The sequence below is a fragment of the Gordonia hankookensis genome, from assembly GCF_014673215.1.
In the GTDB taxonomy this organism is placed as follows: Bacteria; Actinomycetota; Actinomycetes; order Mycobacteriales; family Mycobacteriaceae; genus Gordonia; species Gordonia hankookensis.
Genome location: NZ_JACWMS010000005.1, coordinates 339,332 through 353,908, shown reverse-complemented (window position 1 = coordinate 353,908; position 14,577 = coordinate 339,332). Strand labels below are relative to the sequence as shown.

Sequence of the window (14,577 nt, the reverse complement as noted above, 5' to 3'; positions counted from 1 at the left end):
ATACAATCATTGTATGCGTACAACTGATTCGGGGAAACGCGCGTCCTCGGTGGCAGCTGTGCCGACTGCCACCGAACTCTGGTTCGCGATGAACAGCCTCGTCCGCGACCACGCCGTGGAGTCGCGCGCCCGGATCGACGCGCGCGTCGAGATGCCGTTCAGCCGATTCCGTGCGCTGCGCCGGATCGCCGTGCGCGACATGACCCAGAGCGACCTGGCCAGGCGTCTCGGCGTCGACGCACCTGCGACCAGTGGAATCGTCAACGACCTCGTCGACCGGGGGCTGGTCACGCGCGAGCCCCATCCCACCGACCGCCGATACAAGGTGGTCACCATCACCGATGAGGGTCGCCGGATCGTCGATTCGGTGATCGCCGATCCGGCCATCGCCCCCACGATGTTCGCCGCGCTCGACGACGAGCAACTGCGCGACCTGGGCTCACTGCTCGACGCCCTCCGAGAGGCAGCCGAATCATGAACCTTCCGACCATGTCCGGACCCGTGACGGACATCTCCGAGCTCGGTACGCGTCGCCGCATGGCGATCCTGGCGACGTGCTGTCTGAGTCTCTTCATCGTGGGGATCGACACTTCCGGCGTGAACGTCGCCCTACCGGCGATCGGCTCCGAACTCGGCGCGACGGCATCCCAGCTGCAATGGGTGATCGACGCCTACACCTTGGTGCTCGCCAGCCTGCTGATGCTGGGTGGATCATTGGGCGACCGACTGGGCCGCAAACGAGTCTTCCAGGTGGGACTCACCGTCTTCGGGCTCGGTTCCATCTTCTGCTCCTTGGCGGTGTCGCCGGAGATGCTCATCGGTGCGCGCATGCTGCAGGCTGTCGGTGGGGCGATGATGAACCCCGTCGCGATGTCGATCATCACCAACACCTTCACCGAACCGAAGGAGAGGGCACGGGCGATCGGCATGTGGGGCACGGCGATCGGGGTGAGCATGGCACTCGGTCCGCTCGTCGGCGGTGCACTGGTCGACGGCATCGGCTGGGAGGCGATCTTCTGGCTGAACGTCCCGGTCTGCCTGGCCGCATGCATCCTCACCGCGATCCTGGTGCCGGAGTCGAAGGCGGCCCGTGCACGCCGGCCCGATCCCGCCGGTCAGTTCCTGATCCTGGTCTTTCTCGCCACTCTCACGTACGGCATCATCGAGGGCCGAGGTCTCGGATGGGACTCCGGTCTGGTCGTCGGTGCGTTCACCGCCGCGATCGTGGCGCTCCTTCTGTTCCTGCTCGTCGAATCACGCAGGCATGAGCCGCTCTTGGATCTTCGCTTCTTCCACAGCATCCCGTTCAGCAGCTCGGTGATCGGTGCAATCCTGGCGTTCAGTGCGATGGGCGGCTTCCTGTTCCTCAACACCCTCTACCTTCAGCAGGTGCGCGGGTTGAGCCCACTTCAGGCCGGGTTGATGACGTTGCCGATGGCGGTCGCGAATGCCGTGTTCTCGCCGCTGTCCGGCCGACTGGTGGGCGATCGGGGCGCACGTGTGCCCATGGTCGGTGCCGGTGTGATGGTTCTGGCGAGCGGCGTGATGCTGACGCAGGCCGGTCACGACACCAGCATGTGGTACCTCGGGGTCGCGTACCTGTTCCTCGGGGTGGGCATGGGTTTGGTCAACGCCCCGATCACCAATGCGGCCGTCTCGGGTATGCCACGATCGCAGGCAGGCGTTGCGTCCGCGATCGCCTCGACCAGCCGACAGGTCGGGATCTCGTTGGGCGTCGCGATCTTCGGGGCCGTCGCGTTCGCCGGCCTCGACGGCCCGGTCTCCGATGGATTGGCGGCGGCGTCGCATCCGGCATGGATCCTCATGGCGTCGTGCGGTGTCGGGATCATCATCGTCGGCATCGTGTCGACGGGTCGCCGGGCCGCCCGGACCGCCGAGCGCACGCGGGAGCAGATCGTCGCGACAACCGGTCCGTGAACGATCCGGTGTCACCGATCCGGGACGGACCGTCCACTGCGGGCGGGTCCGCGTGAACCTCCCAGCGGGCTGACACCGGGTCCACAGCTTCGCCACCCACAGTGGTGAGCATGACCTTGGCTGCCCCTGCCCTCACGCCTGCACTCGACGGCACATCCGAGTCGCACGCCGTCACCGGGACACCGCGCTGGATGCGGTGGCTCGTGCTCGGCGTCATCATCGCAGTCGCCATCGGAATCCGCTGCTGGTTCCTCGACGTCGAGACCCTCGATTACCGAGCGTTTCTCAGCCGGTGGTACGACACCCTCGACACGCAGGGCTTCGGGGCATTCCGTGAGAAGTTCGCCGACTACAACTACCCCTATCTGTATCTGATCTGGATCCTCACCGTCCTCAACATCCCCGCGCTGGTGGGCATCAAGGCGATCTCGATCCTCTTCGATTTCGTGCTGGGCTTCTTCGCTTATCGCATCGTCGGCCTCCGGACCGACCGATTCGCATTGCGCGCCTTGGCGTTCGCGACGATGGTGTTCTTGCCGTCGGTGATCGCCAACAGCGCCTATTGGGGTCAGGCCGACGCGATCTACTCGGCGTTCGCGCTCGGCGGCGTGTACTTCCTGATGAGAGCCCGGCACGAGTCGTACCGCTGGAACTCGCTCTGGGCATGCGGCCTGTTCGGCCTGGCCATCTCGTTCAAGTTGCAGGCCGTCTTCGTGCTGCCGGTGCTGGCCTGGATGCTGCTCCGGCGCCGCGTGCCGTGGTACGCATTGACGGCCATCCCGGTGGTGTACCTGCTGCTCGACGTCCCGGCGCTCGTCGCGGGCGCCCCCTTCCAGACCGCACTGTCGGTGTACCTGGATCAGACCGACAGTTATCAGCAACTGACCCTGGGTGCCGCGAATCTGTATCAACTCATCCCTATCTCCGGTGATGCGACCTGGCTCGCTCATCTCGGGATCGCTGCTGCCGCCGGCGTCATCGTGGTGTTCCTGGCCTGGTCGGTCTGGAAGAAGCCCGAGGTGACCCCGACCTCGATCCTGGTGGTCGCGACCGCTTCCTCGGTGATCGTGCCGTTCCTGCTCCCGGCAATGCACGATCGCTACTTCTTCACGGCGGAGATCCTGAGTGTGGTCATGGCGTTCTACCTGCCGCTTCGCTTCATCGTGATCCCGATCCTCATCCAGGCGGCCGCGATCGGTGTGTACCACTCCTCGCTGACCGGCGACCAAGGACAGGGGATGGGTGGTCCCGGTGGCGGTGGGCATCGTGGCGGTGGTCCCGGTGGCGGTGGTCCCGGTGGCGGGGGACATGCGGGCGCGCCGGGCGGCGGCCAGGGCGGCCCACCCGGCAGCCCAGGCGGCGGCACCGGCGGCGATCCGGGATCCGCCCACGGCGCCCACGGTGGCGCAGCGCGCGGCGGACCGAATGGGGGTGGTGGCTACAGCTCGGGCCGTGGCGATACCGCACTGTCGATCTACGCGTCGATGATGGGCTTGGCCGTGCTCGGTGTCGTCGTCGCCGTGATCGACACGTTCCGGCGGGGGCGCCTACGGGTGACGTCCTCCCCGAGCTGAGACGTCCACCAGTCGACGATCCGGTCGACCACCGCGTCCGGCGTGCGGGCCCACCGGACGTGGCCCACCGACCCGCCCGGCGGGCAGTCGTCCGCCGAGTATGTCCAGGTGGTGCGGGCGGCCGGATGAAAGGCGCGCTCGAAGCGCTCGGCCGCTCGCGCGGGCACCAGGCGGTCGTCGGCGAGACGGACCGCGAGCGTGGGGATCTCGATCGGATCGCCACCGTCGAACGGGGTGACTCCGGTGCGAACCATGCGAGCCCACTCGCGCATCAGCGTTCGAGGTGCGGGGGCGCCGAAACCCGGGGTGGGCCAGTGGCCGACCGCCGCGGTGACGATCGGGACGGCGGCTGCGGTGCACCACTCCACCACACCCCCACGCGCGTAGTGACGGAAGTAGGGCACCGAGGCCGCGACCGTGGCGATGGCGTCCGGGGCGCCCTCGCCGCCGCGCTGTCCGATGACCGCGCACAACTGGGCACCGAGACTGTGCCCGAGGATCATGACCGGCGCGCCGGGCGTCTGCGCACGCACACGGCGAACGGCCGCGGAGAGATCGTCCGCCTCGTCGGCGTAGGACCAGTCCTCGGACCGCGAGGGCGCATCGGTGCCGGGGTCGAGCCCACGTCGCGGAATCGTCGCCGCGAACCACTCACGCCGCGCGAAGGCGTCCACGACCGGTCGGTAATAGCGCGACGGCACCGCCATCGCCGGGGAGATCAGCACGGTCGGTGAGGTGTGGTGGGTCATGAGTGCAGCCTGCTCGTCGTCGTGCAGCGAATCCACTACCTCCGAGGTAGTCGGATCCGATCACCGCCCGCTCTAGGATGGCCAGATGGCGGCCGATGCGGGAACGATGTTGCGGCAGTGGCGTTCGCAGCGGTCGATCAGTCAGCTCGACCTGGCCTACGACGTCGGTGTCTCACCGCGACATCTGAGCTTCGTCGAAACGGGGAAGTCGCGACCGAGCCCGGCCTTGCTCGAGGCGCTGTCCACCCGCCTCGACATCCCTCTGCGGGAACGCAACGCGCTCCTGCTCGCAGCCGGGCATGCGCCGCGATACTCCGAGGAGTCACTCGATGCGGCGGCGATGCAACGGATTCGGGCCTCCGTGCAGCGAATTCTCGACGCGCACGATCCCAACCCGGGCCTTGCCCTCGATCGGAGCTGGAACGTCGTGTTGGCCAACGACTCGGCGGCATCGCTCGCCGCGCTGCTTCCGGCACACCTGCAGGGGCCGCCGTTCAACGTCTTCCGTGCGTCCCTGCACCCCGATGGTTTCGCCCGCATGACGGAGAACCTCGACGTCTGGGCGGCGTACCTGGTGGACACTCTTCGTCGGCTGGTCCGGATCACGGCGGATCCGCGCCTCACCGCCATCGAACGTGAGGTGGGGGAGTACTCGACGGTTGCCGACCTCGACCGACGCGCAACGCGATCAGCGGAACGCAGTGGTGAGCCGGCCTTGCTGGTGCCCTTCGTACTCCGCCTGGGCGATGACGTGTTGTCGTTCTTCACCACGCTCACCACCTTCGGGACGCCCCGCGACATCACGCTCGAGGAACTGACCATCGAGCTGTTCTACCCGGCGGACGAGGCGACCGAGGATGTGGTTGCGAGAATGCAGGGGTGAACAGCACTCCGAGCGTCCCATCGTCCCGTGCCGCCCGTTCGGGTCCGGCAGCCGTGCTCTGGGACATGGACGGCACGCTGCTCGACTCCGAGCCGTTGTGGGATATCGCGATGGCCGATCTGGCACTGCGGCACGGCATCATGATGTCGCCCGCCCTTCGGGAGTCGACGCTGGGCAACTCCCTTCCCGATGCGATGACGAAGGTCTACGACGCCGCCGCCATCGCCGAACCGGACCGGGACCGGGACGGCGACTATCGGTGGCTGCTCGACCACGTCGCCGGACTCTTCGCTGCCGGGCTGCCGTGGAGACCGGGCGCAGCGGCGGCGTTGGACCTGGTGGCCGGGGCAGGACTGCCGATGGTGCTGGTCACGAACACGGTGCGCGAACTGACCGACACCGCTCTGGAGACGCTGGGGCGCGACCGGTTCACCGCGACGGTCTGCGGCGACGAGGTCCCGGTCGGGAAGCCTGCGCCGGACCTCTACCTGCGCGGGGCGGCACTACTCGGCCTGACACCCGATGAATGCCTGGCCGTCGAGGACTCGCCGACCGGGACCGTCGCGGCGACCGCGGCCGGGTGTCCGACGCTGGTGCTCCCGTCGGCGGCGCCGGTTCCGTCCGGGAATCTGCGTACCTTCAGGGAATCGTTGGTGGGTCTCACCCTCGACGACCTCACCGATGCCTGGACCGGGCAGCACCCCGGCCATCGTTCCGACCACCGTGACATGCCAAGATAGGGGATCGTGAAGACATTCGAGGAGCTGTTCGCCGAACTGAGCGACAAGGCGCAGCATCGACCCGCCGGGAGCGGGACCGTCGCGGCCCTCGACTCCGGGGTGCACACCCTCGGCAAGAAGATCATCGAAGAGGCCGGCGAGGTGTGGCTGGCCGCCGAGTACGAGTCCGACGAGTCGCTGGGTGAGGAGATCTCCCAACTGGTCTACTGGCTGCAGGTGATGATGATCAAGCGTGGACTCTCGCTGGAGGACGTGTACCGCCATCTGTAGGGGTCGGCATCGGATGTCACGTACCGGCCCCGGATCGCCTCCACAGATCACCCGGCAATCAGTTAGGACACCACAACATGTTGCGCGTAGCCGTGCCCAACAAGGGATCACTCTCCGAATCGGCGGGGGCCGTGTTGGCCGAAGCCGGATATCGCAAGCGTTCGGACCCCAAGGATCTCACCGTCCTCGACAACGCCAACGACGTCGAGTTCTTCTTCCTGCGGCCCAAGGACATCGCCATCTACGTGGGGTCCGGCACTCTCGACCTCGGGATCACCGGACGTGACCTGGCACTCGACTCGGGCGCCACCGTGGACGAACAGATCTCGATGGGCTTCGGTTCCTCGACCTTCCGGTACGCCGCTCCCGCCGGGAAGGGCTGGACCGTCGAGGAACTGGCGGGCAAGCGGATCGCGACGTCGTACCCGAATCTGGTGCGTGCCGACCTCGGCAGGCGCGGGCTCGACGCCGAGATCATCCGGCTCGACGGAGCCGTCGAGATCTCGATCCAGCTCGGCGTGGCGGACGCGATCGCCGACGTCGTGGGATCGGGCCGCACGCTGCGCCAGCACGGACTGGCCGCGTTCGGCGACTCGCTGTGCGACTCGGAGGCTGTGCTGATCTCGCAGGGTGGCGCGGAGCGGACCAAGGCCGCCAAACAGTTCATCGCCCGCGTCCAGGGTGTCGTCTTCGGGCAGCAGTACGTGATGATCGACTACGACTGCCCGCGCACCCTCCTCGAACAGGCGTCCGCGCTGACGCCGGGACTGGAATCGCCGACTGTGGCACCCATGGCGGATCCGGCCTGGGTGGCGGTGCGCGCGATGGTGCCGCGCAAGGAGCACCAGGGTCTCATGGACGAGCTGTCCGAGCTCGGGGCGAAAGCGATTCTCGCGACCGACATCCGCTCCTGCCGTTTCTGACCCGGATCCCCGACGATCCGTCAGAGGGCGGACAGGAGCACCGTCTGCGCCGACCGGCCGATGAACCCGTCGGTGTCGAAGAGGTCTGCGAAGGTCGCGCCGTACCCGTCCGGCCCCTGCACCATGTCGGCGTCGATGCCCACCCACGGTCCGCTGGGCGTCCGGGTGAGGTGCACGGTGGTGTCGGTGTTCATCCACGTCCACTCGTCGGTACGCAGACGCGTGCCCATACCGTTCGCGATGTCGATGACGCTGAAGACCGACTCCAGATCGGAGATCTCCTCACCACCGACGAGTGGGATCGCGGGCCGGATCCACACCGCCGGGGTGTCGCCGGTGCGGCCCGCGATCGTCGCCGATTCGATCGAACCAATGAAACCCGTTGTGCCCCAATCCACTCCGAGGTCCTCGTTGCCGGTGACGCCTGCGACGGGGGTCAGCTCGGCGGGGAGCGGGGTCAGCGGGGCTGGCTCCTCGGCGATCGCCGAGGTGTCGGCGGTGCGCAACCGCCAGCCGACCGACCGCGCGGCCAGCCGGAACGAACCGTCGGGCTGCTGCACCTCGAGATCGGTGCCCACCAGGCTGATCTGCCGTCCCGGCCGGATCACCTGGGCGCTGATTCGATTCACCCCGAGCCCGATCGGACCGAGGATCTCGGTGGTCACCCGCGTGAACCGCTGACCCGGGTCCGGGTCACACCGCAACAGTGACCGCATCATCAGTCCCGACGGCGGACCGCCATGCTGCATCGTCGCCGCCCACACACTCTGCGTCGCCTCGGTGGGCTGGAAGTACTCGACACCTGCCCCGGCGTCTGGCGTCTGCGTCTCCGGGCGGTCGATCGGTACGTAGTAACAGCTCTCCACAAAGCCACCGTATGCCAACCGTCATAGTGGTCAGCAGAAGGGTCGGTGGTCGGCGATCAGGGGGTGAATCCCGGCGGCGGCCCCGGGTAGGGCGGCACCTGGCCGCCGAACTCAGGACAACGTGCCTTGTGCTCGCACATGTTGCACAGCCGCGACCGGCGCGGACGGAAATCGCCACTGGCGACCGCCGACCGGATCGCCGACCAGATCGCTTTCAGGGTGCGCGAGAATCGTTCGAGTTCGGCCCGGTCGGGTTCGTAGACGAGCTGCTGACCGTCGGACAGATACATCAACTGGAGCCGCTTGGGCACCACGCCACGGGTGCGCAGGATCGCGAGCGCATAGAACTTCATCTGGAAGAGGGCCTTGGCCTCGTAGGCCTCGCTGGGTGATCTCCCCGTCTTGTAGTCGACGACCCGGATCTCTCCGGTCGGTGCGATGTCGATCCGATCGATGAATCCACGCATCAACACGTCATCGACATCGATCTCGACGTGCTCTTCGCAGGATTCGGCCTCGAAGGCGGTCGGGTTCTCCATCGTGTAATACGTCGCGATGAGTTTCTGGGCCTCCGCCACGAACCGCCCGCTCTGGCTCTCGTCGACCACATCGGACAGCTGCGGATCGGCCTCGCACATCGCCGCCCATGCGCCCTCGACGAGCAGGTCTGCGGACTCCTGGGTACGCAGCTCCGCCGGCATGTCGAAGAGATTCTCCAGTGCGGAATGCACCACCGTCCCTCGCGTCTGGGCCTGGGTCGGGGTCTCCGGGAACCGGTCGATCGCCCGGTAGCGGTAGAGCAGCGGACACTGTTTGAAGTCCGCTGCGCGCGAGGGGGACAGGGCCAACGGGCGCCCGACCAGTCCTCTCGGCGACGGTCCGCTCTCGCCGGGGCCCGCGGCTTCCGAGGGCCCGGGAACGGGCCCGGCTTCGGTTGTCGTACTCACAACTGGCAGGGTAGGTCGCGACAGTGACAGGTTCAGGGAACGACACCCTGACCAGCCGGAAGGACTTCAATCCGATGCCGACATCCGGCCCCTTCACCGTGGGAGACCGCGTACAGCTCACCGACGCCAAGGGACGCAAGTTCACCGTGAACCTCGAGGAGGGGAAGCTCTTCCACACCCACCGTGGTGCGATCGCCCACGACGACCTGATCGGGTCTCCCGAGGGGAGCATCGTGTCGGCGACGAGCGGGACGCAGTATCTCGCGCTGCGCCCTCTGTTGGTGGACTACGTCCTGTCGATGCCGCGGGGTGCCCAGGTCATCTATCCGAAGGACGCGGCGCAGATCGTCACCGAGGGTGACATCTTCCCCGGCGCGCGGGTCCTGGAGGCGGGCGCAGGCTCGGGCGCACTGACCTGTTCATTGCTCCGTGCCGTCGGACCCGAGGGCACGGTCACCTCCTACGAGGTCCGGGACGATCACGCCGAACATGCCGTCCGCAACGTCGATACGTTCTTCGGCGGCAGGCCTGCCAACTGGGATCTCGTCATCGACGATCTCGCACATCTGGACACGTCCGGACTGTCTGCCGACGGTCGTTTCGACCGCATCGTGCTCGACATGCTGGCCCCGTGGGAGCCCCTCGACGTGGTGCGGGACGCGATCACCCCCGGCGGCGTGTTGATCGTTTATGTGGCGACGGTCACGCAGCTGTCGCGCGTCATGGAGGCGATGCGCGAACAGGAGTGCTGGACGGAGCCCCGTGCCTGGGAGTCCCTGGTGAGGGACTGGAGTGCCGTCGGCCTCGCGGTGCGTCCGGAACACAAAATGCAAGGCCATACGGCCTTTCTCATCACGACTCGACGCCTCGCGGACGGCGTCACGACGCTTCGGCCGCAGCGTCGGCCGTCGAAAGGGTGAGCGTGTTGCGTTCGTCGCGGGCGTAAGGGGTTTACCGCGCGAAACGTCGCGAATACGTTGCGAATACGTACATTTAACAGACCGTCAACACCGTGAATCGCGCGGTGCACGGCGTTTTCCGGTCCACACCGGTAGCGTGGTGTTACGGCGCAAACACTCCATGAGAGAAGTGTTTGCCGGGGAGAGGAGTCAGCAATGACCGAATCTGACCGCCAGGGCGCCAGCGGCGCCGACCGCCTCGGGTCCTCGGGTGCGCACGACGACGGATCCGATCGCGATGAGTCCGCACAGATGCCCGAAGAGAGTTTCATCCCCGCGTATGCGTCGCCCGTCGCGCGTCCGGACTCGCAACGCTCGTCATTCGCAAGGCCGGCCGACCCCAAGGACCTGCAGGAACGGGTCGACAACCTGACCGCGCGCAATGCGAAGCTGCTCGACACCCTCAAAGAGGCCCGCCAGCAGCTCGTGGCACTCCGTGAGGAGGTCGACCGACTCGGGCAGCCGCCGAGTGGCTACGGCGTGCTCCTCGACATCCACCCCGACAGCACCGTGGACGTGTTCACCTCCGGCCGGAAGATGCGGCTCACGTGCTCGCCGAACATCGACGTCGAGTCGCTCAGCAAGGGGCAGACCCTGCGGCTGAACGAGGCGCTGACCATCGTCGAGGCGTGTGAGTTCGACTCCGTCGGCGAGATCAGCACGCTGCGGGAGATCCTCGGCGACGGTAGTCGCGCGCTCGTCGTCGGCCATGCCGACGAAGAACGTGTCGTCTGGCTGGCCGAACCGCTGATGGGCGAGGTCGACGGTGAAGACGGCAAGCGCCGCAAACTCCGCCCCGGCGATTCGCTGCTCATCGACACCAAGGCCGGCTTCGCCTTCGAGCGGGTGCCCAAGGCCGAGGTGGAGGACCTGGTCCTCGAAGAGGTCCCCGACGTCGGCTACGAGGACATCGGCGGACTCGGTCGCCAGATCGAGCAGATCCGCGACGCCGTCGAGCTCCCGTTCCTGCACAAGGACCTGTTCCGCGACTACGCACTGCGCCCGCCCAAGGGTGTGCTGCTCTACGGCCCGCCGGGGTGCGGCAAGACCCTCATCGCCAAGGCGGTCGCCAACTCGCTGGCCAAGAAGATCGCTCAGGTGCGTGGCGACGACGCGAAAGAGGCGAAGTCGTACTTCCTCAACATCAAGGGCCCCGAGCTGCTCAACAAGTTCGTTGGTGAGACGGAGCGTCACATCCGACTGATCTTCCAGCGGGCCCGGGAGAAGGCGTCCGAGGGCACCCCGGTGATCGTCTTCTTCGACGAGATGGATTCGATCTTCCGGACCCGTGGGTCCGGCGTCTCGTCGGACGTGGAGACCACCGTCGTGCCGCAGCTGCTCAGTGAGATCGACGGCGTCGAGGGCCTCGAGAACGTCATCGTGATCGGCGCATCGAACCGCGAGGACATGATCGATCCGGCGATCCTGCGACCGGGCCGGCTCGACGTGAAGATCAAGATCGAGCGCCCCGACGCCGAATCTGCGATGGACATCTTCTCCAAGTACCTGACCGAGCAGCTGCCGGTGCACGCCGACGACCTCAACGAGTTCGGCGGAGACCGCACCGCGTGCGTCAACGCGATGATCGAACGGGTCGTGGAGCGGATGTACGCCGAGAGCGACGACAACCGGTTCCTGGAGGTCACCTACGCCAACGGCGACAAGGAGATCATGTACTTCAAGGACTTCAACTCCGGCGCGATGATCCAGAACGTCGTCGACCGGTCCAAGAAGTACGCGATCAAGTCGCAGCTCGACACCGGCCAACCAGGTCTTCGGGTGCAGCACCTGTTCGACTCGATCCTCGACGAGTTCGCCGAGAACGAGGACCTGCCGAACACCACCAATCCCGACGACTGGGCCCGGATCTCGGGCAAGAAGGGCGAGCGGATCGTCTATATCCGCACGCTGGTCACCGGCAAGAGCGCAGGCGCGAGCCGTGCGATCGACACCGAGACCAACACGGGCCAGTACCTGTAGGCCGGTTCGCGGCCGATCGGTTCCGACGGCGAGGGCCCCACGCATCTGACGCGTGGGGCCCTCGCCGTCGGAGTCGTCAGGAGTGTGCGCCGGAGACCGGGACGGTTCCGGCCAACGCCGGTCCGGCATCGGCGGCCGTCCCGACGGGATAGCGCACCAGACCGAGCTCGGCGTCGTCGGAGAGTTGTCGATGCCGGGGCAGCACCCGTGCGGTGTATCCGTGGCGGCCGGATCGGGCGGGGGACACGGTCGCCACGAACAGCGTGCGCCCGGACGGGTCGGTACCGGCCGTCGGGGTCATCTCGGCGATCACCGGATCGATGATCTCGCCGTCGTCGGTCACCCGGCCCACCAGCGCCTGGACGCGCACCCGGTCGGCCGTCAGCTCGCCGAGCGCCACGTGGGCGGTGAGCGTCAGGCTCACCCGCTGCGGGCTGCCCTCGACGAGGGAGCCACCGGATCCCGACTCGTCGATGCCGGCGATCTGCACCGCGGGCCAGCTCCGATCGAGCAGGTGCCGGTAGTCGGCGAGATCGTGCGCCGGTGCGAAGCCGTCCGCGCAGATGGAGGCGAACTGTGTGGCAGCAGGGCCGTAGAGGGCGGTCGTGTAGTCCCGCACCATCCGCGACGCCTGGACCTTCGGCCCGAGCCTGCTCAGCGTGTGCCGGACCATCTCCACCCAGCGTTCGGGCACACCCGCGACCGACCGGTTGTAGAACATCGGGATCACGGTCTCCTCGAGCAGCGAATAGAGCGCCTCCGCCTCGAGATCGTCGCGTCGGTGCTCATCGGCGACACCCTCCGCGGACGGGATCGCCCAGCCGTTCTCGCCGTCGGCCATCTCGTCCCACCAACCGTCGAGGATGGACAGGTTGAGGCCGCCGTTCATGGCGGACTTCATGCCGGATGTGCCGCAGGCCTCCATCGGGCGAACCGGGTTGTTGAGCCAGACGTCACAGCCGGCGTAGATCTCGCGCGCCATCGAGATGTCGTAGTCGGGGAGGAAGACGATCCGGTCCCGGAGTCCGGGGTCGTCGGTGAACCGGACCACCTGCTGGATGAGTGCCTTGCCGCCGTCGTCGGCTGGATGTGCCTTACCAGCGATGACCAGCTGTACCGGGCGATCCGGATCGGTGAGGATACGTCGCATCCGCTCGGGATCGCGCAGCATCAGGGTGAGTCGTTTGTAGGTCGCCGCTCGCCGGGCGAAGCCGATCGTCAGTGCGGTCGGATCGAAGATGTCGCCCGTCCACCCCAGTTCGGCGTCGGTGAACCCCCGGTCACGGCCGCTGGCGTGAGCGCGTCGACGCACCTCGTCGACCAGCCGGGCCCGCAGGGTCGAGCGGATCTCCCAGATATCGTCGGCCGGAAGCCCCGCGACGACCCCGGCGGCGCCGTCCCCGTCGTCCACAGCCAGTTCCTGCCAGCGCCTGGCGGTCCAGGTGGGTCCGTGGACCCCGTTGGTGACGGCTCCGATCGGGACCTCACCTGCGTCGAAACCCGGCCACAGGTCGGCGAACATCTCACGACTGACCGCACCGTGCAACTGCGAGACGCCGTTGCTCCGCTGCCCGAGCCGGAAGCCCATGTGCGCCATGTTGAACACGCCGGGATCTGCCTCGTCGCCCAGGTCGAGGACAGTGGCCACCGACAGCCCCGGCACCAACCGCGAGTTCCCGGCGTCGTCGGCGTCGAGGTAGTAGCGCACCATGTCGAGCGGGAATCTGTCGATGCCGGCGGGTACCGGGGTGTGGGTGGTGAAGATGTTCGACGCCCGCACGACGGCCTCCGCCGTGTCGAAGTCGAGGGAGTCGGTCGCTCCCGGCGCCGGATCGCTGCACAGTTCCCGGATCCGCTCGACGCCGAGGAACCCCGCGTGTCCCTCGTTCATGTGGAACACCGTCGGGACGGCGTGCCCACTGATCCGGACGTACTCCCGTACCGCGCGTACGCCCCCGATGCCGAGCAGGATCTCCTGCTTGATGCGGTGGTCCTGGTCGCCGCCGTAGAGCCGGTCGGTGACGTTGCGGAGTTCCTCGTCGTTGGTCGGCAGATCGGAGTCGAGCAGCAGGAGCGGGATCCGGCCGACTGTCGCCACCCACACCTGGGCGTCGAGGGTCCGGCCGCCCGGCATCGACATCGTCACGACGACCGGACCGTCGTCGTCGGCGAGGATGCTCAGCGGCAGTGACGTCGGGTCGTTGACCGGATAACGCTCGACCTGCCAGCCGTCATGGGACAGACTCTGGTGGAAGTAGCCCGAGCGGTAGAAGAGGCCGACGCCGACGAGGGGCAGACCGAGGTCGGAGGCGGCTTTCAGGTGGTCGCCTGCGAGGATGCCGAGTCCACCGGAATAGATGGGTAGCACCTCCGAGATGCCGAACTCCATCGAGAAATAGGCGATGGCTTGCGGTGCAACGGCTTCCGGTCCCAGGTGGTCGGCATAGTCACCGAACCACCGGGGTCGGCTCGTATAGCGTTCGAGATCCTCACGCACGATCGCGAGTCGGTCGAGGAAGGCATGATCCCGGGCCAGCTCGGCGATGCGGTCCGGGTCCACCTCCGCGAGCAGTCGTAGCGGATCGGTCGTGTCGTGCCAGAGCGCCGGATCGATCGCGGCGAATAGCTCCTGGGTCGGGGCGTGCCACGCCCAGCGCAGGTTGTGGGCGAGGTCGGCGAGGTCGGTGAGCTCGGCTGGTAACGGCACCCGAACGGTGAACCGGCGGAAGGCTTTCACCGCGTCGACGC

At 67.3% G+C, this 14,577-nt stretch carries 13 protein-coding genes; 9 read left to right on the top strand and 4 right to left on the bottom strand.

Going from position 1 to position 14,577, the window contains the following annotated elements:
• Window positions 1-13: 13 nt before the first annotated feature.
• From IDF66_RS22120 to IDF66_RS22110, 3 genes are all read left to right on the top strand, one after another.
• Window positions 14-478: a MarR family winged helix-turn-helix transcriptional regulator gene (locus tag IDF66_RS22120; RefSeq protein ID WP_190268630.1), complete on the top strand. Its 465-nt coding sequence runs from the start codon at window positions 14-16 to the stop codon at window positions 476-478.
• A gap of 11 nt (window positions 479-489) precedes the next feature.
• Complete coding sequence (locus tag IDF66_RS22115) at window positions 490-1,938, top strand: MFS transporter (RefSeq protein WP_223309964.1); 1,449 nt, start codon at window positions 490-492, stop codon at window positions 1,936-1,938.
• Between the two features lie 110 nt (window positions 1,939-2,048).
• Window positions 2,049-3,512: a hypothetical protein gene (locus tag IDF66_RS22110; RefSeq protein ID WP_190268628.1), complete on the top strand. Its 1,464-nt coding sequence runs from the start codon at window positions 2,049-2,051 to the stop codon at window positions 3,510-3,512.
• Here the strand turns inward: IDF66_RS22110 and IDF66_RS22105 are convergent.
• Window positions 3,413-4,297 (bottom strand): serine aminopeptidase domain-containing protein, encoded by an 885-nt coding sequence (locus IDF66_RS22105; RefSeq protein ID WP_317628812.1) that lies wholly within the window; start codon window positions 4,295-4,297, stop codon window positions 3,413-3,415. The two genes, IDF66_RS22110 and IDF66_RS22105, sit on opposite strands and share 100 nt — an antisense overlap.
• Window positions 4,298-4,346: 49 nt before the next feature.
• On the opposite strand from IDF66_RS22105, the gene IDF66_RS22100 reads away from it, so the two are divergent.
• The 4 genes from IDF66_RS22100 to hisG all read left to right on the top strand — a co-directional run bounded on the left by IDF66_RS22100 (window position 4,347) and on the right by hisG (window position 7,077).
• A complete protein-coding gene (locus IDF66_RS22100) occupies window positions 4,347-5,144 on the top strand; it encodes a helix-turn-helix domain-containing protein (protein ID WP_190268627.1) in 798 nt (265 codons plus the stop codon).
• On the top strand, window positions 5,141-5,884 hold the full coding sequence (locus IDF66_RS22095) for an HAD family hydrolase (protein ID WP_317628811.1): 744 nt from the start codon (window positions 5,141-5,143) through the stop codon (window positions 5,882-5,884). Before IDF66_RS22100 ends, IDF66_RS22095 begins: the two co-directional genes overlap by 4 nt.
• 6 nt (window positions 5,885-5,890) lie before the next feature.
• Entirely contained in the window at window positions 5,891-6,154 is a 264-nt protein-coding gene (locus IDF66_RS22090; RefSeq protein WP_164309662.1) for a phosphoribosyl-ATP diphosphatase, read from the top strand.
• A 77-nt stretch (window positions 6,155-6,231) separates the two neighbouring features.
• Window positions 6,232-7,077: an ATP phosphoribosyltransferase gene (hisG, locus tag IDF66_RS22085; protein ID WP_164309663.1), complete on the top strand. Its 846-nt coding sequence runs from the start codon at window positions 6,232-6,234 to the stop codon at window positions 7,075-7,077.
• A gap of 20 nt (window positions 7,078-7,097) precedes the next feature.
• Here hisG and IDF66_RS22080 read toward each other — a convergent pair whose 3' ends face one another.
• Complete coding sequence (locus IDF66_RS22080) at window positions 7,098-7,943, bottom strand: thioesterase family protein (RefSeq protein ID WP_164309664.1); 846 nt, start codon at window positions 7,941-7,943, stop codon at window positions 7,098-7,100.
• A gap of 56 nt (window positions 7,944-7,999) precedes the next feature.
• Window positions 8,000-8,890 carry a RecB family exonuclease gene (locus IDF66_RS22075; RefSeq protein ID WP_190268626.1) on the bottom strand — a complete coding sequence of 297 codons (891 nt, stop codon included), beginning with the start codon at window positions 8,888-8,890 and terminating at the stop codon, window positions 8,000-8,002.
• Between the two features lie 74 nt (window positions 8,891-8,964).
• Here IDF66_RS22075 and IDF66_RS22070 point away from each other — a divergent pair, with 74 nt between their 5' ends.
• Window positions 8,965-9,810 carry a tRNA (adenine-N1)-methyltransferase gene (locus IDF66_RS22070; protein ID WP_164309912.1) on the top strand — a complete coding sequence of 282 codons (846 nt, stop codon included), beginning with the start codon at window positions 8,965-8,967 and terminating at the stop codon, window positions 9,808-9,810.
• A 291-nt stretch (window positions 9,811-10,101) separates the two neighbouring features.
• Window positions 10,102-11,829, top strand: coding sequence for a proteasome ATPase (gene arc, locus IDF66_RS22065; protein ID WP_203589325.1), 1,728 nt, complete (start codon window positions 10,102-10,104; stop codon window positions 11,827-11,829).
• A gap of 76 nt (window positions 11,830-11,905) precedes the next feature.
• Here arc and glgP read toward each other — a convergent pair whose 3' ends face one another.
• Window positions 11,906-14,566, bottom strand: a complete 2,661-nt coding sequence (glgP, locus tag IDF66_RS22060) for an alpha-glucan family phosphorylase (protein ID WP_190268625.1) — start codon at window positions 14,564-14,566, stop codon at window positions 11,906-11,908.
• Between the last annotated feature and the right edge of the window lie 11 nt (window positions 14,567-14,577).

Excerpts from the sequence above, each read along its gene's own strand:
- arc (WP_203589325.1), top strand. The coding sequence starts at position 10,102 with ATGCCCGAAGAGAGTTTCATCCCCGCGTATGCGTCGCCCGTCGCGCGT.
- IDF66_RS22120 (WP_190268630.1), top strand. The coding sequence starts at position 14 with ATGCGTACAACTGATTCGGGGAAACGCGCGTCCTCGGTGGCAGCTGTG.
- IDF66_RS22070 (WP_164309912.1), top strand. The coding sequence starts at position 8,965 with ATGCCGACATCCGGCCCCTTCACCGTGGGAGACCGCGTACAGCTCACC.
- IDF66_RS22110 (WP_190268628.1), top strand. The coding sequence starts at position 2,049 with ATGACCTTGGCTGCCCCTGCCCTCACGCCTGCACTCGACGGCACATCC.
- IDF66_RS22115 (WP_223309964.1), top strand. The coding sequence starts at position 490 with ATGTCCGGACCCGTGACGGACATCTCCGAGCTCGGTACGCGTCGCCGC.
- hisG (WP_164309663.1), top strand. The coding sequence starts at position 6,232 with ATGTTGCGCGTAGCCGTGCCCAACAAGGGATCACTCTCCGAATCGGCG.
- IDF66_RS22100 (WP_190268627.1), top strand. The coding sequence starts at position 4,347 with ATGGCGGCCGATGCGGGAACGATGTTGCGGCAGTGGCGTTCGCAGCGG.